Genomic DNA, 24,697 nt, shown 5'->3' with positions numbered 1-24,697 from the left:
GATTTTATATGAAAAGAAAAAGGGGAGATGGACATGAAACGAATTAAAGTGATTGCGACAGGTGGTACGATTTCGGCGCATCATGACGATCGACTTGACGTGCGCAATTACGTATCGGGTCATTATCGTGGGGAAGACATCGTAGCATCCCTACCAGAGTTACAACGCTTTGCGAAAGTCGATGTAGAGCAACTTTCCAATTTCAGCAGTACGGTTATCGATGACCGCCACTGGGTATTGTTGAGAGAACGTGTGACTGCCATTTTAGAAGAAGCGTATGACGGTGTCGTCATTACGCACGGAACGAATACGTTGGAAGAAACAGCGTATTTTTTACACATGACGGTGCCGAGTGAGAAGCCGATTGTGGTCACAGGAGCACAACGTCCATTTTCAGGCTTGAGTACCGATGCCTCGATGAACGTATTAAATGCGATACAAGTAGCAGCATCTTCTGAAGCGAATGGTTTCGGCGTGCTCGTCGTATTGAATAATGAAGTGTGGAGTGCGCGCGATGTGTCGAAGACGAATACGTATCGTCTGCAAACGTTTCAGTCGATGAATGCGGGCCCGCTTGGAACCGTCGATCCAGATTACCGCGTCCGTCTTTTACATCGACCGGTTCGGAAGCATACTGCACAAAGTATGTGGGCAAATGAGTCGTTTGACGCGCTTCCACGAGTCGATATCGTTTATTCCTATGCAGGGGCAGATGGTATCATGATTGACGCGCTCGTCGCAGCGGGAGCGGAAGGAATCGTCATTGCGGGGACAGGAGCGGGGCGTTGTAGTCCGCTAGAAGAAGAGGCGATTGAGCGAGCTGTTGAGGCAGGGGTCGTCGTGGCGATGAGTAGTCGTGTCGGTTCGGGAGTCGTCATTCCAATCGATGCGTATGCGCACATTCCATTTGTGACGACGGATACGCTCTCTCCTCAAAAAGCACGTATTTTATTAAAATTAGCGTTGCATCAAACGAAAGATGTCGCAACGATTCAAACGTATTTTGAACAGTATTAGGAGGAACGTATATGGTTGAAATTTGTGTAATGGGTAGTTTAAATATGGACGTCGTAACGCATATTCCGTATTTTCCACAAGAAGGGGAAACGTTAGAAGGTTCATCGATTGAAGAGTATGCAGGTGGAAAAGGAGCGAATCAAGCAGTTGCGGCAGCGAGGCTCGGTCGTCGTGTTGCGATGATCGGTGCTGTCGGGGAAGATGCGTACGGAGAGCGTTTAGTGGAAGGTCTTGCGCAAAATGGCGTCGACCACACTGAAGTAGAACGTTTGCGAGGTGTTCGTACAGGACAGACGGCGATTTTGTTGACGGAGCGAGGCGATAATACGATTTTATACGTACCAGGCGCAAATGTAGAAAAATCTGTCCCATCTGTCGAGCGGGCAGTGCGTCATTTTGAAGGAGCCCAAATATTGCTTGTTCAGTTGGAAACACCGGAAGCGAGCGTATTGCGTGCAATGGAAGTGGCGAAAGAGCTCGGCATGGTTGTCATTTTAGATCCCGCTCCCGTCGCTCGCCTTACCAAATCATTATTACATGCTGCAGACTGCATCGTACCGAATGAAGTTGAAACGGAACAAGTCGTCGGCTTTTCTGTACATGATGAAAAGACAGCCCGTCGAGCGATGCAAACATTGAAACAGTACGACATTGAACGAGCGATTTTTAAAAGAGGGTCTGAATCACTCTTCGTCTGCGAAGGAGTAAGTGTAACAGAAATCCAACCGATTCGCGTTGCAGCGGTTGAGACGATTGGAGCGGGAGATTGTTTTGCGGGGGCACTTGCGACGGGACTTGTTGAAGGATTATCGTTTGTGGGAGCGGCTCACTTTGCGAATACGGTCGCAGCATTAAAAGTGACAAAGCGCGGTGTGCAAGAAGGGATGCCGACACGTAAAGAAGTGGAGCGGTTTCAAGAGAGAAGGGAAAGCCTATGAAGCTTGCGATCATCGTCATTTTACTCATCATCGTAGGAACGCTCGTCTGGCAAATGATGCAAAAACGTACAATGATGAAAAAAGGACGACTTGCACAAGCGGAAATGCTTGGCGAAATTCAAGTTGGAGGAGGCGGACCGATGTGTCAAGGGGATGTTGCACAAGAAATCCGTATTCTCGTCAAACTAGTAGAAGCACCATATACGGAATTATACGTCCGCTCCTTCATGCGTCCAACAGAATTTAAAACATTGCAAAAAGGGATCGTTTTACCGATTATTCATGATGGAAGAGAAGGCATTTTAGATCCAGCGTACGAGCGACAACTACGTATGAAGTCGTAGCGAGAACGATATACTTCTAAAATAATTATGAATGAAAGTGTCTATCCGCGGAGAGATGGAAAATGTATAACAAAACAGAAAGCGTCGCAAATCATTGCGTCGCTTTTTCTATTTCTAGGTATTTTTACATTAAAATAGTATTTTTGAACTATGGAAGAGGTTTAGGAAACGGTATATATTAACAATGAGCATTGTATCAAAAATATTTCAAAAATTGATTTTTATTATATGAAAGTATTAGAAATCGTTTTTAATTATGTGAACTGCAAGTATTTTTAAGTGTCGCATGTATGATGAAAGAGGGGTAATATGAATAAGATTCAAAATAAATTAATTATCATTTTTGTATCGATTATTGTATTAAGTATGATTAGCGTTGAATTTTTCACAGCGCGCACTGTGACGAAAACAGTGAACAAAGAAGTGGAAGAAACAGGATTTTCAGATAATGCTCAACTGAAATATATGCTGAACGAGTTATTTGAAAATTATGAACGAATTTTAGAACGTTTAGTTGTCGACCCTAAAGTGGTGACAGCTTTAAAAGAAGAAACGGGCATTACGCCTGAAATAGAGCAACAGTTCCAACAATTGTTGAAAACAGAAGAAGAAATCGGTGAAATCTTTTTTGCTACGACATCGGGACAATTTTCTCGTGTCCCTGCTACAGACGTTCAAGTGAATGTATTGGACCGACCATGGTACGTTCAAGCGATGGAGCATCCAGATGAAGTATATATTACAGATGCTTATCGTCATGCGGATACGAATGATTGGGCACTCGCTGTCGCAAAAGTCGTGAAAGATGGGAATACCATTGTAGGGGTTCTTGCATTTGAAGTGGCTTTAACGAATATTACCGAAACTTTAGAAGCGATTCATTTTGCATATGGAGGAGTTCCGTTTGTAGTTGATCGTACGGGTGTTATTCTCGTTCACCCACGTCTACGTGATGAATCTGTGTATGATTATGATGCATTAGCACCGATTATGACGCAAGAAGTGGGTCTCGAGAAATACAATTTATCTGGTATAGATCGTCAATTATTTTATGACGAGGTGCGTGGTTTTAAAGTAGGGGTAGCCTATAGTGAAAAGGAATTGTATGCGAGTTTAGCAGATATTCGCAAAACGCTAATTTTCATTAGTGTGGTCATTATTTTAATGGCAATTGTCATTACTATTTTCGTGGCACGTCGAATGACGCAGCCATTACAACGTTTAGAAGAAGGAGTTTCTCACATTGCGAATGGTGACTTAACGGTGCAAATTGAACGAACAACGAATGATGAAATTGGTGAGTTGACGACGAGCTTTAATCAAACAATCGATGAAATGCGTTCAATTTTAGGCCAAGTGAAACAGTCCGCGATGCAAGTATCCAGTTCCTCTCAACAATTGAGCGCAACATCTGAAGAAGTGACAGCAGCTACTGAAGAAACAACATCCGCAATGGATGAAATGGCGCACGGTGCTACGCTACAAGCAGAACGACTCGATGAAATGAATGAAATTATGATTCATTTAGAAGATAATTTTGCACAAGTCGAGCGTACGGTGAGTGCGATGAAGCAGTTGAGCGAAGACTCAGCTACATCTTCTACTCAAGGAGTGAAGACATTACATTCGCTTGTCAACCATGCGAAAGAATCTCATAACGAAGTGACGAATGTAGCAGAAACTGTTCATTCTCTCGTTGAAAATATCTTGAAAATCGAATATGTCATTAACACGATTGAAAAAATTTCGGAACAGACGAATTTACTCGCTTTAAATGCTTCAATTGAAGCAGCGCGTGCCGGAGAAGCAGGGCAAGGATTTGCAGTCGTAGCGAATGAAGTGCGCGCACTTGCAGAACAATCGAAAGTAAGTGCTGGGGAAATTGAACAGACCATCCATCAAGTCATTGCGCAGTCGAAAATTGTCGACCGTGGAATCGACCGCGTGCGCGAATATTCAGCAAATCAAACAGACGTCGTCACCGAGACCGAAACTGCATTCCAAACGATCCAAAAGGCGACAAGTGAGTTAACGTCTTTAATCGAAGCATTAAATGATGATTTCGTGGCAATGGATGAAGCGAAACAAGGTGTCGTGACACGCGTAGAAGATATTTCAGCAATTGCGCAACAATCTGCGGCAGCTGCGGAAGAAATTAACGCATCAGCTGAAGAACAATTAAGTTCGACGATTATCGTCAGTGAATCAGCAGAGCAATTAAGCAATTTAAGTATCGATTTAGAAAATATCGTGCAACGTTTTAAAGTAGATTAATCAAAAGAGTGGCTCTTCTACGGAGTCACTCTTTTTTTCGTAGCCAAATTGTATATAATAGAATGAAATGGAAGAAAAGGGGGAGAGTGTATGGCACAAATGCGTGTGAAAGCGAGTGTGTATCGTGGGGGGACGAGTCGAGGGGTGTTTTTCCATTCGGATGATTTACCGAAAGAGGAGGAAGAACAGCATCGCATTTTTTTAAACGTCCTGGATTCTGTAAACAATAACCAAATTAACGGGTTAGGAAGCGGGACGTCGCATACGAGTAAAGTAGTCGTCATGAGTCCGCCTAATGATGAAAGCGTTCACATGAACTACACGTTTTATCAAATCGGCATCGAGCACGATCATGTCGATGCGCACGGAACATGTGGTAATTTGATGGGGGCAGTCGGAGCGTATGTCGTCGATGAAGGGTATGTCGATCTTCCGGAAGGTGCGACATCGGTAGAGGTGCGTGTTTTTAATACGAATATTAATCGAGTGATCGCGATGACAGTGCCTGTCGAGGACGGCGAATATGCGGTCGTCGGTGATTATGATATGGCTGGCGTGAAGCAAAAAGGCGGACGCATCGAAGTGAAAATGATGCATCCAGGAGGTTCGAAGCTCGGTGCGACGATGCCGCTTGGTCCCGTCCATTCACTAAAAGTCGGGGATGAAACGTATGAAGTGTCCGTCGTCGATATCGTCAACCCGTTCGTCTACGTGCGAGCGAAAGATCTCGGACTGACGACAGAGCGATTGTTAAGTGACCTTCGAGAAGATCGTCCGTTAATCGAAAAGTTAGAAGAAATTCGACTTGCCGCTTCCATCGCATCTGGTTTAACGAAGACGATGGAAGAAGCGCTCGATTCTCAAACGATTCCGAAAATTGCGCTCGTCCATGAGCCCATCACGTATACGAATTCGAAAGGGGACGTGACGAATGCGTCGGACATCGTTATTTATTCGAAAATGGTATCGATGCAAAAAATTCACCGAACGTATGCAGGGAGTGGTTTATACAATTTAGCGGCTGCGTCGTCATTGAAAGGAACGATCGTCGAACAACTCGCACATTCAATCGAAGGAGAGCTCATTCCAATCGGGCATCCTGAAGGGAGAGCGGAAGTGAGGCTTCAAATGAATGCGTCACGTGACGACGTCGTATACGTCGGACTAGACCGCACCGCACGTCGCATTATGAAAGGCGAAGTGTACGTGCCGAATGATCAGTAAAGGGGAGAAAGAAATGAAACAAGAAGTCGTTCAAACATTACAACTAGGGGATCAAACGTATACATATGCGTCATTGCAACGCTTAGCTGAACAACATCCAGAAGTGAAAAGCTTACCGTATGCGATTCGAGCATTGCTGGAAAGCGCGCTTCGTCAATGGGATGGCGTGTACATTACAGATGAACATATTCAACATTATACGAATTGGCAAACGTCGCAGCACGAACAAGTCGAAGTGCCGTTCAAACCGTCACGCATCGTCTTACAAGACTTTACAGGTGTACCTGCTATCGTCGATTTAGCGTCACTCCGTCAGTCGGTTTCAGAAATGAACGGGGCATACGAAACGATTCATCCACGCATCGCGGTTGACCTTGTTGTCGATCATTCCGTCATCATTGAAGAGAGTGGATTTGAAGGGGCGTTCGCTCGCAACTTAAACATTGAATACGAGCGCAATATGGAGCGGTATCGTTTTATTAAATGGGCGCAAAAAGCGTTTCAAAAGTTTCGTGTCGTACCGCCCGCAAACGGTATCGTCCACCAAGTGAACCTTGAATATTTAGGCAGTTCGGTCGTCGCACAAGATGGCGAACTTTATTTAGATACGGTCGTCGGAACAGACTCCCATACGCCGATGATTAACGGACTCGGCACGATCGGTTGGGGCGTCGGCGGAATTGAAGCGGAGGCGGCAATGCTCGGGCATCCGATATATTTCGTCTTGCCTGAAGTGATTGGGGTTCATGTGACAGGGAAGTTATCAGAAGGTGTACTCGCAACCGATTTGGCACTTACGTTAACCGAGCGTTTGCGTAAAGAAAATGTCGTCGGTAAAATTGTTGAATTTTACGGAGAAGGACTTGATCATTTACCTCTTGCGGACCGTGCGACGATTTCGAATATGGCACCAGAGTACGGAGCGACGATGTCATTTTTCCCGACGGATGATGAGACGATTCGCTATTTACGTGAGACGAATCGTGAGGAAGAAGCGGTTCTTTCCGAAGCGTATCATCGCGCGAATTTACTCTATCGCACGGGGGATGTGCCGAACTATACGAAGACAATCGAGCTCGATTTAGCGGAAATTGAAACGTCGCTTGCCGGTCCGAAACGTCCGCAAGACCGCGTCGCGTTACGACATGTGCATACGCGTTTTAACACCTTGTTGAAAGAGGATGTCGTACGAGGCGGGTACGGTGTGACAAGTTTGGAGAGTAAAAGCGATGTAAAGCATGGTGATGTCGTACTCGCGTCGATTACGAGCTGTACGAATACGTCGAATCCGAGCGTCATGTTGGCAGCAGGACTCGTCGCTCAAAAAGCGGTTCAACTCGGTTTGAGCGTTCCGGATTATGTGAAGACGAGTTTAGTTCCAGGCTCGACCGTCGTCACGCGTTATTTACAAGAGTCAGGTGTTTTGGAGTCTTTAGAACAGCTCGGCTTTTACGTTGATGGTTACGGGTGCGGGGCTTGTTGCGGAAATAGTGGAGCACTCGATAGCGACGTAGCACGAGCGATTACGGAGAACGATCTCGTCACGTCCAGCGTCATTAGCGGAAATCGTAATTTTGAAGGACGGGTTCATCCGCTCGTGAAAGCGAACTTTTTAGCCTCACCGCCACTTGTCGTTGCCTATGCGTTGCTCGGCAATACACGAGAAGATATAACGCAAGCGATATTTGGAAAATATGCGGACGGCACATCGATCACATTAGCGGATCTTTGGCCGACTGCGGAAGAAATCGCCCGCTACGTTGAGACGTACGTGCACGAACATTTATTTGAAACACAGTATGAACGTATTTTTGACAATGAACGTTGGGATGAGATTGAAGCGCCAGAAGGAATGTTGTTTGAATGGGAAGAAATGTCTTCTTACATTCAGCCCGTTCCTTTCTTCAAAAAAGTAGAACGTCTCGATACGTTAACTTTAGAAGGGATGCGTCCGCTCCTTATACTCGGAGACTCGATTACGACTGACCACATTTCACCTGTCGGAACGATTTCTAAAGGAACACCTGCTGCGCGCTATTTAGAAGCGCAAGGCGTCAATCCGAAAGACTTCAACTCATATGGCTCACGTCGCGGAAATTATCACGTCATGGTGCGTGGTACATTCGCAAATATCCGCTTACGCAATCAACTCGTTAGTCGTGAAGGCGGTTGGACGCGTCATATTCCTACAGGGGAAGTGTTGCCGGTTTTTGAAGCGGCGGAGCGTTATCAAAAGGAACAAACCTCGCTTCTCGTCATCGCAGGAAAAGAGTACGGAACTGGAAGCAGTCGTGATTGGGCAGCGAAGGGAACAAATTTATTAGGAATTCGCATCGTTCTAGCGGAAAGCTTCGAGCGCATTCACCGCAGTAATTTAATTGGCATGGGCGTACTTCCCTTACAATTTCTCGAAGGAGAAAATGCTGAAACTCATCAATTAACAGGAGAAGAAATATATCGTTGTCCTATTGATTTCAAAGCGGTAAAGCCAAGAGACTACGTACAACTTCATATTGACGACCGTGTTATTGACGTTATATTGCGTCTCGATAGCGAAGTGGAAATGAACTACTACCGGAATGGTGGTATTTTACCGACTGTATTAGACGAATATATGGATTAATGAGAAAAGCAAATGCTGAGTGCAATCAGTATTTGCTTTTTCTTTGGAATACTATTATTTCAAGTTAAAAATTTATGAACTTCAAAAAAATGAAATAAAATACATATGAAACGTGTGAGTGTAAGTGCATAATGGAGTCTAAAGACCTACATTGAAAGAATTTATAAAACTAATCCTGATGGCAGAAGTTATGTATATATAACAATAAAAAAGAATTAAATAAACTTTAAAGAAAAAGGTTAAAAAATAGATTGTTTTCGTATAGAATATGGTTATGCATAGGAGTATAGTTTCAATTATTTGTTTACAGTTTATACCTCTCGATTAATGAAAAAGGAGGATTCTGATGAAAAATCAAACATTACTTCATCTTGTGCAACCTGAAATTAAGCGTCTACTCATCGATGGTTTAAATCAAGATCAATTTAAAATATATTATCATCCCATTGTCGATGCAAAAATGGATGCGGTCTTATTATTTGATTTGTCGATTTGTTGGCATCATGAGCGTTACGGTGTTTTAGAAGCGATGCAGTTTTTACCGTTAATTAAGCAATTGCCTGAATACGAACAGTTAGCTCATCGTTTTTTTGCATGTGTTTCGCGACGGATTCAGTTTTTTAAAAGTATTGGAAAGCCAACGCGACTCATCATTCCTGTATTATCGGCGCAATTGGAAAGGGAAGATGGCATTGATTTATTACGGAGCTTTTTAGAAAGGCATGCGATCGATAGTCAAGATATCCTATTGAAAGTGATTGGATACGGCATTCATTTACCAGAGAGATTACTCACATTACATAAATTAGGATTCCAAATAATAATGTCCTATGAACTTCGTGTACAATATGAAGAAATTTTAACAGATTATATCCTCATTAGCCGCCATATCATAGAGAAAAAACGTTTGCTAGGTGAACCTTTATTAAAAGAAATATTACAAGCGATGTTTGAGAAGATGAGGTGTCAATGGATTGTTCAACAGATTGAGGAAGAAAGCCAGCAATTGTTTTTAGAACAATATGGGATTCGTTATTTCCAAGGACCTTATTATAGCGATCCTTTGCCTTTTGATGAAATGTTCAAAAAACTATTATAAATGGAAAAATACTGATAAAATTAACAGGAAATTATTTTAGAAAGAGAAGGTGGCAATATGTCAAAAAATATATTGGAAGTAGCAGTAAAAGGTGCTTGGACAGGTGGTGTGCAAACGGAAATACATATTCGTGAGTTCGATTCATTTTTAATCGACGAGCCTGCTAATTTAGGAGGGGTTGATGCAGGACCAAATCCAGTAGAATTTGTATTAGCTGGTTTGAATGGTTGTGTATCTGTCATGGTATCCATGATTGCGAAAGAGATGAACTTGACGTATTCAGCGGTAGATTTAGATACGAAAGGAACACTTGACATTCGAGGGTTAATGGGAATGAATGGGGTTACACCGAACTTTCAAACGGTCACGTTAAATGTAACGATTACAACAGATGAGTCACAAGAACGCATCGATGAGTTAAAAGAAAAAGTCGAAAGCCGTTGTCCTGTCATGGCAATGATTAAAGGGTCTGGCGTAACGGTAGACGGAGATTGGATAGCTAAAAACTAAAAGAAATGAGAGTATGTTCAAGGAATTTAAGAACATACTCTTTTTTATATTCATTTCTTCAAGGAAGAGAAAAAGGAATGAACGACAAAGAAAATGGTATGAGCAATGATTTAAGTAGATAAAATAAGTTCGAAGCAGAATAAACTTATCTCAAAGAAGATATCAAAGTACGTGAGAGTAGTGAATAAAATGGAATCATGATATGGTTATAGTGTTGAATATGAATACTTTGTGAAAGGAGAGAGGTAAAATGAACGCGTCCGCAGCTGGTAAAGCTTTCGTGATCGTTTTAGTTCTTGCAGTACTTTTAGCAATTGGCATTTATTTTTCAGCGAAAAACACGAAGAATGAAACTTTGCATTTGTCGCAAAGTAACCTAGTAGGATATGAGCTTGCCATTCATGAAAATCATCAGCCTACCATTTAAAATAAAAAGTAGCCGACGTAACGGCTACTTTTTTTGTATAAATCGCTCGAATTCATTTGCAGGTAAAGGTTTGCAGAAGTAATACCCTTGGGCAAATTTTGGGGCGAATGGTTGAAGAATCGCTAATTCTTCTTCGTTTTCAATCCCTTCGATGACGACATCTAATTTTAGTGCATGACCGAGTTTAATCATGACTTCTAAAATGGCCGCTTTTTTTGCATCATTTTGGATATTGGTGACGAATGACCGATCGATTTTGAGAGAATCGATGGGAAATGTATTGAGCATTCCGAATGAAGAGTATCCTGTGCCAAAATCGTCAATGGCTAAAGAAATTCCTATGTCTGTAATCGTCTTTAAGGTTGTATGCATTTCTACACTTTTTTCCATGACGACATCTTCTGTAATTTCAAGTTGTAAATGTTTTGGATTGACTTTTGTTTTTTCGAGCACTTGGAATAACTGATCTAAAAAATTAGGTTGTATAAAATGAGTTGGTGAAATATTCACAGCGACGATTAAATTTCTGTCCAAATTCGCATTCCAAAGTTTCGCTCGTTCCGCTGCAATCCGGAGCGACCATTCACCTAAGTCGTTAATAAATCCTCGACGTTCAGCGAGTGGAATAAAGACGTTTGGTGGGACTTGCTTAAAAGTGGGATCATACCATCTTGATAGCGCTTCCACTCCTTCGACTTGATGATGATATAAATCGATTTTTGGTTGATAGTGAAGTTCTAGATCATCCCGCTCAAGCGCACGACGTAAGGCGCTTTCAAGCAGTAAAAAGTATTTATGTTCCTCTTCCATTTGTGCGTGGTATATGGCTACTTTTCGATCAGATTGTTTTTCAGCATACGAAGAAGTAAGTGCTAGCCGGTCAAGCAATAAGTCGAATGTCTGGGCGTGTTCTGGAAAATGAATAATGCCTATAATTGGTTCTGCTTTGAAATAATGACCTTGAATTAAAATAGGTTGGCGGAATGATCGATAAATTTCATGGATGATGTGTTCGTATTCATTGGATTGATGCGTATGTGGCAAGAAGATTAAGAACTGTTCTTCTTCCAACTTGAACACCGTATAGTCGAATTTTTCCGATATTTCTCTTAATCGCTTAGCTACTTCTTGTAAAAATGTTTGGGCATTAGACAAGCCGAAACGTTTCATCGTTAGTTTGTAATCTTTTAAAGAGAAGAGCATGAGCGAACACATATGTGGAAGAGGTTTAGAGGCGTGCTGCAATGCGGAAAAATCCATCTTGAATTTTCGGAAGTTTGCTAAGCCAGTCAAATCATCATAATAAGCGATTTCCTTTAACATATCGATATTTTTCATATCAGTGATATCTGTTTGAACGGTCATAATATGCTTGAGTAGATGATCTTTTAAAATGGGGACGAATGTCGTTTTTGTCCAATATAATGTACCGTCTTTTGCCCGATGACAAATATCTCCGGTCCACAGTTCTCCTTGGTTTAAGGTTTGGCGAATTTTTGTAAAAAAATTTGATGGATGAAAGCCTGATCGCAATAATGTATAAGGAGCGCCGATGAGTTCACTTGATGAGTATTTTGAAATCTCACAAAAGAAGTCATTCACTTGTGCAAAAGTACCATCTGCATTTAACTTCGCTAAAATGACAGAAGCATTCAAAGCTTTTTCAATGTGTTCAATTTGTTGAATATGTTCGGCTTGAATGATGGCCAGCCAATCTGTCTGTCTCGTGCGCATCCATTTCACCACCTTTTGAAAATTTAGCTATATGTATTATTAATACACAATTTTTTTATATAATCAATAAAAATTATTATTTTATCGGTCTTTATTTTATATAACAGTAAAAAAATGTTTCGTTAAGCATATATCTATATAGTATTGTAAAAAATAAAAAGCGAACATATTCTGGATAAAAGAATACGTTCGCTTATGAATTTAATCGTGTAAAGAGATCGATTGTTCAACTGTAAATTGAATGAGTGTAGGATGATGTGATATTTCCCAAAGAATTGTATCGCATGCAGTGGCTTCTTGGAAAAAAGGTAGCAGCGTTTCGTTTACTTCAATGGTAAAAGTAGTTTCAGGTATATTACAAAAATGTTGAATCATATTTTCATATTGTTTCTCGGCATCGAGTTGCCAATTGTTCGTTTCTTGGTCTATAAGTTTTCTTGTATCGAATGTAACGATTGTACGTTCATCCTGAAATGCCATCGTAAAAGGCATGGAGAGAGAAGTTGTAGGTAGCGGAAGGCGGACTTTCGCTTCGATAATCGTTTCTTTTTTGTCCTTTTTTATGAAGTCGCCTTCCCATAGTTCGCCAGACTTCCCGTACACTTGTAGCGGTCGTTCGCTCGCATTGCGACTCATTTTCGCTTCGATGACAACCGTCATTGGTTTTAGTTGTTGATACGGAATGTAAAAAGTGAATGTGCCGTCCGGTTTCGTCACCGCTTGGTCGAATGATAATGGCTCGATCATTCCTTTTTCATTGAGGACATTCGCGTGAAGCATCGTTCCTTCAATGAAATTCGATTCGCCTTTAATCATAATGTAATGCTCGTTCACGGTCGCTTCGGTCGTGAGCCAAATCGCTCGTTCTCCGTAATCTTCTGGGCGTTCCCATTTGGGCTGCTCGATCTCGAACTGATAAGGCTGTTCGGCATTTGCAGGCAGTCGATAGTATGCCCGAATTTCGTAATGGTCCATTTGATTCGTTTCATAACGTTGGCTGCTCGTGACATTTTCGAAATGATAGCCATATGCTTCAAGAGCTTTTGGGTCACTTACGGACAATGTTAGCATACCGTGAACATCTTCGTTCGTCTGTTCAAATTCAAAGTGGAACGTACCGTCTTGTTTCACTTCAACGACGTCGATGAAGTTCGCGATTGCAACATTTTGATTTTGGGCAGACGAATGGATGCGTGATCCAGGGGGTGCATTCGTTTTTCCATCGATGATTACTTTATCGTTAGCTACTTGAATGAGACCTTCTATTTTTACATCGAGGTCGATTTCAAAAGCATGTTCTTCTTCGATTACCTCTTCTTCTTGATTGTTTTCCTCTTCTCCTGGAGGAGTGTCATTTTTTGTACACGCACTTATGATGAGTAAGGCGCTTAAAAAAAAGACGAGTGTGAATCTTTTAATCGTTCTCACCTCAGTCTATATAGTCAGTAGTCTATTATACTAAATGTTACATGAATTTGAGATGAATAGCTACAATTGAAAAAGCAGAATAACCGTGCGAAATATGGTACAGTAATGGAGAAAAAAGAGTTGGAGGTATAGGGATGGAACAAGTCCGTTGGAGTGAGATTGATTTAGATTTTATAGAAGGTGTAAAAAACGCACTGCGCCGTAAAATGAATGGCGTCGGGTACGAGGAGAAGTTCCAAGCATCTGATTTTTTAGTGCGATTTAAAGAAGAGCCACTTTATATTTATCATTTTGATGAAGCGTATTGGGCCGAATATATTTTTAAAGGCGATGTTGAATAAAATAGTTGACAAAGATTTTGAAATGTCTTACAATTTGGTACAACTTCAAAAGTGGCAGACGACTTCGAGAGCGAAGTCACCACACGGTAGTTGAGTAGAGATGAGCATAGTGGATACATTGATGAGTAAGAAGAGTAGTGATGAATGGAATGTCGAGAGAGTTAGCGGTCGGTGTGAGCTAATCATTGCGTCATCATGAATGGACTTACGAAAGCTCCTGAAAGATGGAATTCCATCCGAACGGAGACGGGTACCTTCCGTTAACGAGGTTTTGAGTGGGAATGTATTTTTCCAATTGAGGTGGCAACACGGTTTATTCGTCCTCTGTCTGCATATGCAGGCAGGGGACTTTTTGTATTTTAAATGAGATGAGACGAGGCGAGTAGAGATGAGCAAAGCACATATTACATTCGAAGAACGAACGATTGAATTAGGCAATACGACAGCACTTCAAATTTACCGAACATTGCGACAACCGAACAGTTGTCTTCTCCAAAGTGGTGGGGTACACGAAACGGTCAGTCGGTATTCATACATCGGCATTCATGCGATGAAGCAGTTTAAAGGGTACGGTAATCGATTAGAGGAGATTCATTGTGCGACGGGCGATGTTTTCATTCATGAAGGTGATATGTTTGAACTGTTGCGCGATGTTATGCCGAAAGTGAAAAATACGACATCGATTCCGATGTTTGGCGGATTGCTTGGGTATATCGGGTATGAAGTAGGGCATCAACCCGTTCATCCGAAACACGACGACTTAGAAGCGCCGGACGTTTGGATGAATCAATATGAAACGATTATCGCAATCGATGAATTGAAACGGACGATTACACTCGTTCAGACGAAGCAGTTCGGTGTGACGCCGATTGCGACACTCGATGCGATTGAAGCGCAAATTGCGAATGTGCAACATGACGAAACAGACGTAGCAATTGGCCAGTTCACTTCGGAAGCGAAAGAAGAGTATGAAGCGAATGTCGAAATGATTAAGCGAGCGATTGCGGATGGAGCGGTGAGCCAAGTTGTGTTATCGAGAAGGGCAGCAACGACGATAGAAGGGGATCCGCTCACATTGTATGAACGTTTAATCGACAATAACCCTTCCCCGTATCAATTTTATTTCGATTACGGCACGCATCAGTTTTTCGGTGCATCGCCTGAAAGTTTAGTGAAAGTGCATGCGGGACAAGCGATTATGAACCCGATTGCCGGAACGCGTCGCCGAGGAGCGACGGAGAGAGAAGATGAGGCATTAGCAGAAGAGCTATTGCAAGACGAGAAAGAATTGGATGAACATGACATGTTAGTCGAGCAAGCGGTCGACAGTTTAGCGCAACTTTGCGAACGGGAGACGATTCATGTGACGAAGGAGAAAGAGCTTGTGAAATACGAGCACGTCATGCATATCGTGTCCGAAGTAGAAGGGACGTTGCGCCGAGGAGACGAACCGATCGATGCATTACGTTTAAGTTTTCCAGCTGGAACGGTAACAGGTGAACCGAAAACAGTCGCGATGCAAATGATCGATGAGTTAGAGACGACGAAGCGCGGATTTTTCGGAGGAGCAATCGGCTATATGAGTTATGCGAGCGAGCTTGATTTCGCCTTAGCGATACGTTCGATGATGATTACCGAGGGTCGAGCGTACATTCAAGCAGGTGCGGGGATTGTCAGCCAGTCGAGTGCAGCGAGAGAGTTCGTTGAGACAGAAGAGAAAATGCAGTCGTTAGTGCAGTTGAGCTTAGTAGAGGAGAGATGAGCATGATTACGAGAGAGTTAGAACGTGTGAAAGCAGGCATTCATTTATCGACAGAAGAGATGGAACGGGTCGCGCATTATTTTTTTAATGAGTCGAGTGATTTACAAGTGATGGAAGAGATGTTGCGTGCCTTGTACAACAAAGGGGAAGTCGCGGAAGAGATGGCGAGTATGGCGCGTGTCATGAGAAGTCATGCGGTCGAATTCCCATCTGAAGCGACGTATTTTGACAATTGTGGAACGGGTGGGGACGGAGCGAATACGTTCAATATTAGTACGACATCCGCTTTCGTCTTAGCGAGTCTCGGCGTGCAAGTGATGAAACATGGTAACCGTAAAATTTCGAGTGAATCAGGTAGTACAGACGTACTTGAAGCGCTCGGTATTCCGTTTCAAATGACGGTCGAACAACATATCGAGATGGCGGAGCATGCGAACGTCTCATTTTTACACGCACCGAATGTGCACCCGCGTCTGAAACGAATCGGGGAAGTGAGAAGTCGCATCGAACACGCGACATTGTTCAACTTAATCGGGCCATTTACGAACCCATCTCCTGTCGGCGCTCAATTGATCGGTGTTGGACGCCCACAATTGTTGATGGAATATGCGAAAGCGATGCAAATATTAGGATTGCAAGGGCTCGTCATTACGAATGATGTCGGATTAGATGAAGCGGCATTAACGGGTCAAAATAAACTCGTTTTCGTGACGGAAGAAGCAATCGTTCCTTACGTCTTTCGCGCGACGCAGTTCGGTTTACAAGAAGCGCCACTAGAAGCGATTCGCGGTGGCGACGGAACATATAACGCTCGCATTACGGAGCGCATTTTACAAAATGAACAGAGCCCACATCGCGATACAGTCGTCTTAAATGTCGGACTCGGATTGCTAGCGACAGGAGTCGTTCAATCGGTAGAAGACGGCATCGCTTTAGCGCATGAAGCGATTCGCTCAGGTCGTGCGTATGAAGCGTTAGAACGAGCGCGTAGTTTCCGCGTGAAGGAGGTCGCACGATGACGATTTTACAAAAGATTATGGAGACGAAGCGACAAGAAGTTGCGGCGCTCCGTGCTTATCCATTCCAACATGAACCACGTAACATCGTGTCACTCGTCGACCGTTTCGAACAAAGTGAACGGATGAATATTATTGCGGAAGTGAAACGGGCATCCCCTTCAAAAGGGATGATTCATGAAACGGTCAATCCAGTGAAACAAGCGTCCATTTATGCGCAAGGGGGCGTTACTGCGATTAGTGTGTTGACAGATGAGACGTATTTTAAAGGGTCATTCGATGATTTGCGCGCAGTGGCGAAAGCAGTAGATGTACCTGTTCTATGCAAAGACTTCATGATGGATGAAGTGCAAATTCAAGTCGCTTACGATGCGGGGGCGTCCGTCATTTTATTAATTGTAGCAGCGCTCGATGATGAAGTGTTGCAGCGATTGTATACGTATGCGACATCGCTCGGATTGAACGTACTCGTCGAAGTGCATACGGTAGAAGAGTTAAAGCGGGCATTAGCGATCGATGCGAAGTTGATCGGTGTGAACAATCGCGACTTAAAAACGTTCACAGTTGATTTAGCGACGACGGAACAAATTGCAGAGCAGTTTCCGTTCGGTGAAGGACGTGTTCTCATAAGTGAAAGCGGCTTAAAACATCGTGAGGAAGTCGAGCGTGTGAGAGATGCAGGAGCGACAGGTGTTCTCGTCGGAGAGACGTTAATGCGCGCAGAAGATGTCGCGAGTACAATCGAACAATTGCAGGTGACGCTCCATGACAAAAATTAAAATATGCGGCTTACAAGAAGTGCAACATGTAGCGTATGCGAGTGAACTCGGAGTCGATTACATCGGTTTCGTCTTCGCTCCGAGTTCGAGGCAAGTGAACACCGAGCAAGCGAAAAAGTTACGCGAGCATGTCGGAAAAGAAATAAAAGTCGTCGGAGTGTTCGTCAATCCGAGCGAAACGTTTGTACAGGAGGTTATACGAGAAGTGTCACTCGACATTGTGCAACTGCACGGAGAAGAAGAAGTCGCATTGAGTGAACGTCTAGCCGTTCCTGTATGGAAAGCTGTTTCGGTTCGGACGTTGGACGACATTGAACAATCGAAACATTTCCCGTGTGAACGTTTCGTTTACGACGCGCCAGGTCGAGCGTATCGTGGCGGATCAGGCGAGACATTCGATTGGTCGCTTATGCAAGAGGTACCGAGCGAATATATTCTCGCAGGTGGTTTACACGCAGAGAATGTCGGGTTAGCGATTCAACAATTGAACCCTTGGGGTGTCGACGTATCGAGCGGAGTAGAACGAGAAGGTAGAAAAGATGAGGAGCGAATGCGCGAATTTGTTCGTGCCGTTCGACAGATGAGTGAAGGAGAGAATAGATGATGACACAAACGATAGAGAAAAAAGGCCGATTTGGAAAATACGGAGGACAATTCGTCCCAGAAACATTAATGACGGCATTAAATGAATTAGAGGAAGCATTTGAAAAAGCGATGAAGGATCCGAAGTTTCATGAAGAGTTAAACTACTATTTGAAAGACTATGTTGGACGCGAAACGCCTCTTTATTTTGCGGAACGTTTAACAGAGTACGCGGGTGGCGCGGACATTTATTTAAAACGTGAAGATTTAAACCATACAGGGGCGCACAAAATTAACAACACACTCGGACAAATTTTAATTGCGAAACGTATGGGAAAAAAGAAAATTGTCGCTGAAACGGGCGCAGGTCAACACGGTGTCGCAACGGCAACGGTATGTGCATTATTCGGTATGGAATGTACGGTCTTTATGGGAGCGGTCGACGTGGAACGACAAAAATTGAACGTATTCCGCATGGAATTAATGGGAGCGAAAGTCGTCGCGGTTGAAGACGGCTCACGCACGTTGAAAGATGCGGTAAATGAAGCGTTACGTTACTGGGTGACACATATTGATGACACGCATTACGTGCTCGGTTCAGCTTTAGGACCCCATCCATTCCCGACAATTGTTCGTGAATTCCAAAGTGTTATCGGTAATGAGTCACGCGCACAATTTTTAGAACGTACGGGGAAATTGCCCGATGCAGTCATCGCTTGTGTCGGAGGCGGAAGTAATGCGATCGGCATGTTTGCGCCATTCGTCGAGGATGAGACGGTCGAAATGTACGGAGTCGAAGCCGGTGGACTCGGCATTCCAACAGGGAAGCATTCCGCTGCGATGGCGACAAAAACAGAAGGGATGTTGCACGGGGCGTACATGTATGTCATGCAAGATGAGGCAGGCAATGTCGGAAAGACGTATTCTGTTTCGGCAGGACTCGATTATCCAGCGATCGGCCCGGAACATTGTCATTTGAACGATATCGGGCGTGTCGTGTATGATTCGGTGACCGATGAAGAAGCGTTAGAAGCGTTTCAATTGTTGTCGAAAATTGAAGGAATTATTCCGGCACTCGAAAGTTCACATGCGATTGCATATGTCGTGAAAAAAGCGAAAGAGATGGGCGAAGGAAAATCGATTATCGTCAGCTTATCAGGACGTGGCGACAAAGATATCGACTCAGTCTTCGCGCGATTAGGAGGGAAGTAAGATGACGACATTAACGAAAGAGATGAAACAGTTAAAAGAGCAAAACGAAAAAGCATTCGTTCCGTATATTATGGCAGGAGACGGTCCGCTCGAACAGTTAGAAGAAACAATCGTCCGTTTGCAAAACCTCGGGGCGACAGCCATTGAGCTCGGTATCCCGTATTCGGACCCTGTCGCAGACGGTGTCGTCATTCGAGAGGCAGGAGAGCGAGCGCTCGCAGCGGGTGTGACATTAGATCAAATACTCGAAACGGTCGCGACGTTTACACGCGTTCGCATCCCGCTTTTAACGATGGCTTATGTGAACACGATTTTCGCCTATGGAATTGAGCGTTTTGCGAAACGTGCTCAACAAGTCGGCATTCGCGGTGCAATCATCCCCGACTTGCCGTACGAAGAGCGCGACCTCGTAGCAGGGCCATTTCAACAGCACGATATTGCACTGATCCCACTCGTCGCTTTGACGAGCCCGAAAGAGCGAATCGAAAAACTCGTTCAAGAAGCGGAAGGTTTCATTTACGCGGTGACGATTAACGGAGTTACAGGAAATCAAAATCAATTGAACGATTCGCCACTCGACCATTTCGATACGTTGAGAGCAATGACGGACTTGCCTGTTTATGCAGGGTTTGGCATTACGACAGCGGAAGATGTAGAGCGTATGAATGCTCATACGGACGGTGTGATCGTCGGCAGTGCGATCGTCCGCGCTTTATACGAACAAGATCGAGAAGCGCTCGAGCAACTATTTGTCGCATATGCTTAAATGCATAAAAATGTCTGAAATCAAAAGAGATTTCAGACATTTTTTAATTTCATCATGTCGGCAAACAAATTTCACGATAATTACATTGACGACATTTCCATTCATCGGTCGTCCGTTCGTACGATTCGAGCGGAAGCGGTGCGTTTATCGAAGGATCGGCGACGTAGTGCAACATCTCTTCCACACTCATTTGAAAAACATCCGTCATATGTTGTAATTCGAGTTGGGTAGGCTGATGTACGGCGCGTGTCCCATCTTTTAAATATTCATTGCATAAGTCGATGTCATCTAAAGAAGCGCCGTAATTGAGTAGCACATAGATACTGTATAACACGAGTTGTTGATAGTCATTGGAAGAAGGTTTTCCCGTTTTCCAGTCGATGATGATATAGCGATTTAATTCTCGATCGAACAGTAATAAGTCGAGAACGACGAATACTTTCGTATCGAAAATCGAAACAGTCGCGAAATCTTCCAGTTGTTTAAACTCAAAACGTTCAGGCTCCCGTTCAATCATGCGCCAAGTTTCACTTTGTAAAAAGTTGCGGAATGTTGGTTCTAGACGTTCACGATACGTAGCGACTTGCTCTGGGTCAAAGCCGTCTCCGTAATAAAAATCCGTCAACATCGTATAACGGCTCGGGCGTGCAAACCATGCTTCTCGTCTTATTGTAGAATCTAAATAGGCCTCATTTAATAAATGTCTCGCTTCTTCTACGAGTTGACGTAAAGAAGGTTGAAGACGAGATTGAAAAAAATGTTGGAGTGATTTTGCAATCAAATCGTGGACAATGGTTCCAAAGAGTAATGGTAAAGATGTGATCTTTTTTAAGCGATACACATGTTTCGTTTCTTCGTCGACATTGTATTGGAGCCAGCCGTTATGCGAATAGTAATAATGATACGCATACTGGCGGTGGCACGTTTGAAATGTTTGCTGACGCGCAAGCGACCACGAAAATTCTGGATATTGTTTAATCTCGAAAATAAACGCCTCCTTATAAGAATGTTGTAAAAAGCAAAAGAAAGAGCGTTAGAACAAATTCGTCTAACACTCTTTCGCATCATTTGTATTTATGGACGAGATCACGCCACGACATGAGTCCAGATTCTAATGATTGGAGTAAAATTTCCGCTGTTGCAATATTCGTTGCGAGCGGAATTCCGTAAACGTCACAGAGGCGTAAAAGCGCCGTTACATCAGGTTCATGGGGCTGTGCAGTGAGCGGGTCGCGGAAAAATAAAATGAGATCGAGTCCATTTTCAGCGATCATCGCGCCAATTTGTTGGTCGCCCCCAAGCGGACCAGATTGTAGACGTGTAATCGAAAGTTCTGTCTCTCCCATAATACGTTGACCGGTCGTGCCAGTCGCAAATAATTCGTGCTTTTGAAAAATGTGTTCGTAAGCAATCGTGAAATTGACCATTTCATCTTTCTTCTGATCATGTGCGATAAGTGCGATTTTCAATGAAAGTCCCTCCGAAAAAAGATGTATTACGAATGGAATAAAATGAGTTTACCCGTAGGTGAAGCGAGACGATGTGTACGTTCTTCTAAATTATTTTCAGCGATAAATTGTTCCCCTTTTTGTTTCGCTTCTGAATCGTTCGCTGCTTCGATTGATTCGTCGAACAATACGGTTCCATCCGCCTCATATGCTGTAAGTTTGTAAGTTTTCATTTCCATCACCATTCCTTTCATTCCTCATTATACTATCTTTTCAGAAAAATTTGTATCTCAACCGACTTATTTCTCTTTTTCGTGTAAAGGAACCTTGACATAATTATTCGTGTAAAGTAAGCTTTACGTATAAAAATGAGAGAAGGAGAGAGTGTATATGAAAAATCCGTGGAAATTTCTCGCAATTTTTTTCGGTTTTGCGAGCATTTTAATCATCGCCTCATCCGTCACAGGTGGAATATTCCCGAGAGGAGATGAATTTGTATTTCTCGCGCTCTTTTTGTCAGCGCTCTGTTATTGTTACACGTGGCCGCATGTGAAACGAGAAGACGAACGAGCACAGTATATCCGTTTACTCGCTGGGAAATATTTTATAACGAGTATCGGACTTGGGCTGTTCATTTTATTGACTGTTGTTTTATTGTGGGACATTGATTTATCATTACTGTTGTTAGTGAAAAGCATGATTGCGTATTATATTGCGATGATTGCCATCACTCAAGTAATCGCCGTTCGAAAGGTGTGAAAGAAAATGGAGAACAGTGTGCGAGAACGTCGCATCGAAAAAGGGTGGACGCAAGATGAATTAGGTGAACGGTTAGACGTGTCGCGCCAGACGATCAACTCTATCGAACGAGGGCGCTACAATCCTTCTCTCATCCTCGCTTACAAACTTTCGCAATTGTTCGGTTGTACGATTGAGCAATTGTTCGATTTTGAAAAAGAACTCGAAAAATGAAACGCATGCACGAATGATTCCGTATAAGAGAAGAAGGAGGCGAAGATTATGACATTACAAATTGATCAAGTGACGAAAAAGTTCGGCACATTTACAGCTGTCGATCAGTTAAATATCGAAATTGAACAAGGAACGATGTACGGTTTGCTCGGGGCGAACGGCGCAGGGAAAACGACGACTTTCCGTATGATTCTCGGACTACTTACGCCAAATGAAGGACATATTACATGGCGAGGGGAGACGATTTCATACGCGACGAGTCCCCATATTGGTTATTTGCCAGAAGAGCGTGGTCTTTATCCGAAAATGAAAGTGGAAGAGCAACTCATTTTTTTAGCGCAATTACGCGGGATGAATAAGCAGGATGCAAAACAAGCATTAACGCATTGGCTCGACCGTTTTGAAATTCCACAATATCGTACGAAACGAGTGGAAGAACTGTCGAAAGGAAACCAGCAAAAAATTCAAGTGATCGCTTCGTTAATGCACAATCCGAAGTTGCTCATATTGGATGAGCCGTTTTCTGGATTGGATCCCGTCAATGTCGAAATGTTAAAAGCAGCGATTCTCGACTTCCGCAATGATGGGGCGACGATTCTATTTTCGAGTCACCGAATGGACCATGTCGAAGAATTGTGTGAGCAATTATCGATTATGGCGCACGGCAAGCAACTCGTACAAGGTTCGTTAAAAGAAGTGAAACGTGGCTACGGGAAGCAAGATGTGCGCATTCATGCAGACTTTGATTTAAGTGAATTAGCCGTTATGCCAGGAGTGGAAAAGATGACGCCATCGATCGAAGGGGCGGTATTCCAAATTTCAGACGATATCGTCGCTCAACAATTGTTAGAAGAAGCGATGAAACGTGGCCCGATTCGTCAATTCGTCATGGAAGAACCATCCCTCCACGATATTTTCATCGAGAAAGTAGGGAATGCCCATGCGTGAATTTTGGCTCGTCTTTAAACAAGCTTTTATGACAAAGGCAAAAACGAAATCGTTCATCATTACGACGATTATTATGGTGCTAGCACTTTTTTTAATGGCGAATTTGAACCGTGTGATCGATGGATTTACGTCATTAACAGGTGGAGATGAAACAGATGTCGTCTTTCTTGTAACGGAAGATGAAGCACTGTATGAACAAATTATCCAAACGCACCAGTCAGGAGAACATACCTTTATGTTCGCGCGTGACGAAAGTCAGTCGAAAGAACAATTAGAAGAAGAGTTAAAAGAAGAGAAATTTACAGGATTGTTAGAAGTGCGTCAAGATGAACAAAAAGTCATTCAAGCGACGTATTCATCGATGAGTATTATCGACGTTCAATTACCGACTGAAATTGAAACCATTTTACAAGCGGTACAAACAGAAGCACAAGCGAAACAATTAAACTTATCCACAGAACAAGTTTCACAGTTACTCACACCGGTTCAAATGGAATCTAAAAACATATCCCCAACCGCAAAATCAGATGAGGAATATGTGCAAGCGACGATTCTCGTCTACGTATTAATGTTCGTCATTTATTTCGCAGTTATTATGTATTCCAGCATGATTGCGACAGAAGTAGCGACTGAAAAATCTTCACGTGTCATGGAAATTTTAATTTCGAGCATCTCGCCTGTAAAACATATGTTTGCGAAAGTGCTCGGGATTGGCATGCTCGGATTATTACAATTGGTGACGCTCGGAGTTGCAGGGTTTATCGCCATCCGTTCGAATCAAACGGCGAGCACATTTACCGATCTCATTAGCTTCTCAGAAGTGAGCAAAACGACATTAATTTATGCGCTCGTCTTTTTCGTACTCGGGTACTTTTTATATGCGACACTTGCGGCACTTCTTGGTTCGCTCGTTAGCCGTACGGAAGATGTGCAGCAGTTAATTATGCCGATGACTTTATTAATTGTTATTGCATTTATCATCGCGGTAACTGGTTTGAACAATCCAGAGATGGCACTCGTCACATGGGCTTCGTATTTCCCATTTTTCACACCGCTCGTCATGTTTTTACGCGTCGGTTTACTCGATCTTCCATTTTGGGTTCCGCTATTATCGGTCGGAATTATGCTCGTGACGATTTTCATTCTTGGAACGTTCGGGGCCCGTGTGTATCGTGGGGGTGTCCTCATGTATGGACCGTCTCGTTCATTGAAAGATATTAAAAAAGCGATCGACCTCGGAAAAGAGTAGTTCG

At 43.2% G+C, this 24,697-nt stretch carries 25 protein-coding genes and 1 other annotated feature; of the genes, 20 read left to right on the top strand and 5 right to left on the bottom strand.

Annotated features, from left to right (window positions below):
- Positions 1-33: 33 nt before the first annotated feature.
- The 9 genes from IRY55_RS07880 to IRY55_RS07840 all read left to right on the top strand — a co-directional run bounded on the left by IRY55_RS07880 (position 34) and on the right by IRY55_RS07840 (position 10,456).
- Positions 34-1,017, top strand: a complete 984-nt coding sequence (locus IRY55_RS07880) for an asparaginase (protein WP_194562763.1) — start codon at positions 34-36, stop codon at positions 1,015-1,017.
- Positions 1,018-1,028: 11 nt separating this feature from the next.
- The gene (locus IRY55_RS07875) at positions 1,029-1,955 is read left to right on the top strand and encodes a ribokinase (protein ID WP_194562762.1); all 927 of its coding nucleotides are present in this window, start codon (positions 1,029-1,031) and stop codon (positions 1,953-1,955) included.
- Entirely contained in the window at positions 1,952-2,299 is a 348-nt protein-coding gene (locus tag IRY55_RS07870) for a hypothetical protein (RefSeq protein WP_194562761.1), read from the top strand. The genes IRY55_RS07875 and IRY55_RS07870 overlap by 4 nt, the downstream gene beginning before the upstream one ends.
- Before the next feature lie 309 nt (positions 2,300-2,608).
- The gene (locus IRY55_RS07865; protein ID WP_194562760.1) at positions 2,609-4,573 is read left to right on the top strand and encodes a methyl-accepting chemotaxis protein; all 1,965 of its coding nucleotides are present in this window, start codon (positions 2,609-2,611) and stop codon (positions 4,571-4,573) included.
- Between the two features lie 90 nt (positions 4,574-4,663).
- Positions 4,664-5,797 (top strand): PrpF domain-containing protein, encoded by a 1,134-nt coding sequence (locus tag IRY55_RS07860; RefSeq protein WP_194562759.1) that lies wholly within the window; start codon positions 4,664-4,666, stop codon positions 5,795-5,797.
- A 13-nt stretch (positions 5,798-5,810) separates the two neighbouring features.
- Positions 5,811-8,420, top strand: coding sequence for an aconitate hydratase AcnA (gene acnA / locus IRY55_RS07855; protein WP_194562758.1), 2,610 nt, complete (start codon positions 5,811-5,813; stop codon positions 8,418-8,420).
- A 346-nt stretch (positions 8,421-8,766) separates the two neighbouring features.
- Complete coding sequence (locus IRY55_RS07850) at positions 8,767-9,519, top strand: EAL domain-containing protein (RefSeq protein WP_194562757.1); 753 nt, start codon at positions 8,767-8,769, stop codon at positions 9,517-9,519.
- A gap of 57 nt (positions 9,520-9,576) precedes the next feature.
- The gene (locus IRY55_RS07845) at positions 9,577-10,029 is read left to right on the top strand and encodes an OsmC family protein (RefSeq protein ID WP_194562756.1); all 453 of its coding nucleotides are present in this window, start codon (positions 9,577-9,579) and stop codon (positions 10,027-10,029) included.
- A gap of 250 nt (positions 10,030-10,279) precedes the next feature.
- Positions 10,280-10,456, top strand: a complete 177-nt coding sequence (locus tag IRY55_RS07840) for a hypothetical protein (protein WP_194562755.1) — start codon at positions 10,280-10,282, stop codon at positions 10,454-10,456.
- A gap of 24 nt (positions 10,457-10,480) precedes the next feature.
- On the opposite strand, the gene IRY55_RS07835 is transcribed toward IRY55_RS07840, so the two are convergent.
- The gene (locus IRY55_RS07835) at positions 10,481-12,190 is read right to left on the bottom strand and encodes a putative bifunctional diguanylate cyclase/phosphodiesterase (protein WP_194562754.1); all 1,710 of its coding nucleotides are present in this window, start codon (positions 12,188-12,190) and stop codon (positions 10,481-10,483) included.
- Positions 12,191-12,391: 201 nt separating this feature from the next.
- Positions 12,392-13,618, bottom strand: coding sequence for a hypothetical protein (locus IRY55_RS07830; RefSeq protein WP_194562753.1), 1,227 nt, complete (start codon positions 13,616-13,618; stop codon positions 12,392-12,394).
- Between the two features lie 134 nt (positions 13,619-13,752).
- Between IRY55_RS07830 and IRY55_RS07825 the strand changes: the two genes are divergently transcribed.
- The 7 genes from IRY55_RS07825 to trpA all read left to right on the top strand — a co-directional run bounded on the left by IRY55_RS07825 (position 13,753) and on the right by trpA (position 20,076).
- Complete coding sequence (locus IRY55_RS07825) at positions 13,753-13,959, top strand: hypothetical protein (RefSeq protein WP_194562752.1); 207 nt, start codon at positions 13,753-13,755, stop codon at positions 13,957-13,959.
- A 112-nt stretch (positions 13,960-14,071) separates the two neighbouring features.
- Positions 14,072-14,287, top strand: a binding site (T-box leader).
- A 60-nt stretch (positions 14,288-14,347) separates the two neighbouring features.
- Complete coding sequence (locus IRY55_RS07820) at positions 14,348-15,721, top strand: chorismate-binding protein (RefSeq protein WP_194562751.1); 1,374 nt, start codon at positions 14,348-14,350, stop codon at positions 15,719-15,721.
- A gap of 2 nt (positions 15,722-15,723) precedes the next feature.
- Complete coding sequence (gene trpD, locus IRY55_RS07815) at positions 15,724-16,740, top strand: anthranilate phosphoribosyltransferase (protein WP_194562750.1); 1,017 nt, start codon at positions 15,724-15,726, stop codon at positions 16,738-16,740.
- Entirely contained in the window at positions 16,737-17,516 is a 780-nt protein-coding gene (gene trpC, locus IRY55_RS07810; protein ID WP_194562749.1) for an indole-3-glycerol phosphate synthase TrpC, read from the top strand. Before trpD ends, trpC begins: the two co-directional genes overlap by 4 nt.
- Positions 17,503-18,120 (top strand): phosphoribosylanthranilate isomerase, encoded by a 618-nt coding sequence (locus IRY55_RS07805; RefSeq protein ID WP_194562748.1) that lies wholly within the window; start codon positions 17,503-17,505, stop codon positions 18,118-18,120. The genes trpC and IRY55_RS07805 overlap by 14 nt, the downstream gene beginning before the upstream one ends.
- Positions 18,120-19,310: a tryptophan synthase subunit beta gene (gene trpB / locus IRY55_RS07800; RefSeq protein WP_408015150.1), complete on the top strand. Its 1,191-nt coding sequence runs from the start codon at positions 18,120-18,122 to the stop codon at positions 19,308-19,310. The genes IRY55_RS07805 and trpB overlap by 1 nt, the downstream gene beginning before the upstream one ends.
- A 1-nt stretch (position 19,311) precedes the next feature.
- Positions 19,312-20,076: a tryptophan synthase subunit alpha gene (gene trpA, locus IRY55_RS07795; RefSeq protein ID WP_194562746.1), complete on the top strand. Its 765-nt coding sequence runs from the start codon at positions 19,312-19,314 to the stop codon at positions 20,074-20,076.
- Between the two features lie 52 nt (positions 20,077-20,128).
- Here the strand turns inward: trpA and IRY55_RS07790 are convergent, their stop codons facing one another.
- The 3 genes from IRY55_RS07790 to IRY55_RS07780 all read right to left on the bottom strand — a co-directional run bounded on the left by IRY55_RS07790 (position 20,129) and on the right by IRY55_RS07780 (position 21,757).
- The gene (locus tag IRY55_RS07790; RefSeq protein WP_328799640.1) at positions 20,129-21,055 is read right to left on the bottom strand and encodes a PD-(D/E)XK nuclease family protein; all 927 of its coding nucleotides are present in this window, start codon (positions 21,053-21,055) and stop codon (positions 20,129-20,131) included.
- An 85-nt stretch (positions 21,056-21,140) separates the two neighbouring features.
- Positions 21,141-21,545, bottom strand: a complete 405-nt coding sequence (gene mgsA, locus IRY55_RS07785; protein WP_268920780.1) for a methylglyoxal synthase — start codon at positions 21,543-21,545, stop codon at positions 21,141-21,143.
- Between the two features lie 26 nt (positions 21,546-21,571).
- Positions 21,572-21,757 (bottom strand): YhzD family protein, encoded by a 186-nt coding sequence (locus IRY55_RS07780; protein WP_194562745.1) that lies wholly within the window; start codon positions 21,755-21,757, stop codon positions 21,572-21,574.
- 157 nt (positions 21,758-21,914) lie between these two features.
- Between IRY55_RS07780 and IRY55_RS07775 the strand changes: the two genes are divergently transcribed.
- Genes IRY55_RS07775 through IRY55_RS07760 form a run of 4 tightly spaced genes read left to right on the top strand, consistent with a single transcriptional unit; the run spans position 21,915 to position 24,693 of the window.
- Positions 21,915-22,283: a hypothetical protein gene (locus IRY55_RS07775; RefSeq protein WP_194562744.1), complete on the top strand. Its 369-nt coding sequence runs from the start codon at positions 21,915-21,917 to the stop codon at positions 22,281-22,283.
- A gap of 6 nt (positions 22,284-22,289) precedes the next feature.
- Entirely contained in the window at positions 22,290-22,496 is a 207-nt protein-coding gene (locus IRY55_RS07770) for a helix-turn-helix transcriptional regulator (RefSeq protein ID WP_194562743.1), read from the top strand.
- A 48-nt stretch (positions 22,497-22,544) separates the two neighbouring features.
- The gene (locus IRY55_RS07765) at positions 22,545-23,444 is read left to right on the top strand and encodes an ABC transporter ATP-binding protein (protein ID WP_194562742.1); all 900 of its coding nucleotides are present in this window, start codon (positions 22,545-22,547) and stop codon (positions 23,442-23,444) included.
- Entirely contained in the window at positions 23,437-24,693 is a 1,257-nt protein-coding gene (locus tag IRY55_RS07760; protein ID WP_194562741.1) for an ABC transporter permease, read from the top strand. Before IRY55_RS07765 ends, IRY55_RS07760 begins: the two co-directional genes overlap by 8 nt.
- Positions 24,694-24,697 lie beyond the last annotated feature (4 nt).

Source organism: Savagea serpentis (genome assembly GCF_015351395.1).
Lineage (GTDB): Bacteria > Bacillota > Bacilli > Bacillales_A > Planococcaceae > Savagea > Savagea serpentis.
The sequence above is the reverse complement of the archived record's forward strand: the minus strand, read 5'-3'. Positions and strand labels throughout refer to the sequence as shown.

Excerpts from the sequence above, each read along its gene's own strand:
- IRY55_RS07880 (WP_194562763.1), top strand. The coding sequence starts at position 34 with ATGAAACGAATTAAAGTGATTGCGACAGGTGGTACGATTTCGGCGCAT.
- IRY55_RS07875 (WP_194562762.1), top strand. The coding sequence starts at position 1,029 with ATGGTTGAAATTTGTGTAATGGGTAGTTTAAATATGGACGTCGTAACG.
- IRY55_RS07870 (WP_194562761.1), top strand. The coding sequence starts at position 1,952 with ATGAAGCTTGCGATCATCGTCATTTTACTCATCATCGTAGGAACGCTC.
- IRY55_RS07865 (WP_194562760.1), top strand. The coding sequence starts at position 2,609 with ATGAATAAGATTCAAAATAAATTAATTATCATTTTTGTATCGATTATT.
- IRY55_RS07860 (WP_194562759.1), top strand. The coding sequence starts at position 4,664 with ATGGCACAAATGCGTGTGAAAGCGAGTGTGTATCGTGGGGGGACGAGT.
- acnA (WP_194562758.1), top strand. The coding sequence starts at position 5,811 with ATGAAACAAGAAGTCGTTCAAACATTACAACTAGGGGATCAAACGTAT.
- IRY55_RS07850 (WP_194562757.1), top strand. The coding sequence starts at position 8,767 with ATGAAAAATCAAACATTACTTCATCTTGTGCAACCTGAAATTAAGCGT.
- IRY55_RS07845 (WP_194562756.1), top strand. The coding sequence starts at position 9,577 with ATGTCAAAAAATATATTGGAAGTAGCAGTAAAAGGTGCTTGGACAGGT.
- IRY55_RS07840 (WP_194562755.1), top strand. The coding sequence starts at position 10,280 with ATGAACGCGTCCGCAGCTGGTAAAGCTTTCGTGATCGTTTTAGTTCTT.
- IRY55_RS07835 (WP_194562754.1), bottom strand. The coding sequence starts at position 12,190 with ATGCGCACGAGACAGACAGATTGGCTGGCCATCATTCAAGCCGAACAT.
- IRY55_RS07825 (WP_194562752.1), top strand. The coding sequence starts at position 13,753 with ATGGAACAAGTCCGTTGGAGTGAGATTGATTTAGATTTTATAGAAGGT.
- IRY55_RS07820 (WP_194562751.1), top strand. The coding sequence starts at position 14,348 with ATGAGCAAAGCACATATTACATTCGAAGAACGAACGATTGAATTAGGC.
- trpD (WP_194562750.1), top strand. The coding sequence starts at position 15,724 with ATGATTACGAGAGAGTTAGAACGTGTGAAAGCAGGCATTCATTTATCG.
- trpC (WP_194562749.1), top strand. The coding sequence starts at position 16,737 with ATGACGATTTTACAAAAGATTATGGAGACGAAGCGACAAGAAGTTGCG.
- IRY55_RS07805 (WP_194562748.1), top strand. The coding sequence starts at position 17,503 with ATGACAAAAATTAAAATATGCGGCTTACAAGAAGTGCAACATGTAGCG.
- trpB (WP_408015150.1), top strand. The coding sequence starts at position 18,120 with ATGACACAAACGATAGAGAAAAAAGGCCGATTTGGAAAATACGGAGGA.
- trpA (WP_194562746.1), top strand. The coding sequence starts at position 19,312 with ATGACGACATTAACGAAAGAGATGAAACAGTTAAAAGAGCAAAACGAA.
- IRY55_RS07780 (WP_194562745.1), bottom strand. The coding sequence starts at position 21,757 with ATGAAAACTTACAAACTTACAGCATATGAGGCGGATGGAACCGTATTG.
- IRY55_RS07775 (WP_194562744.1), top strand. The coding sequence starts at position 21,915 with ATGAAAAATCCGTGGAAATTTCTCGCAATTTTTTTCGGTTTTGCGAGC.
- IRY55_RS07770 (WP_194562743.1), top strand. The coding sequence starts at position 22,290 with ATGGAGAACAGTGTGCGAGAACGTCGCATCGAAAAAGGGTGGACGCAA.
- IRY55_RS07765 (WP_194562742.1), top strand. The coding sequence starts at position 22,545 with ATGACATTACAAATTGATCAAGTGACGAAAAAGTTCGGCACATTTACA.
- IRY55_RS07760 (WP_194562741.1), top strand. The coding sequence starts at position 23,437 with ATGCGTGAATTTTGGCTCGTCTTTAAACAAGCTTTTATGACAAAGGCA.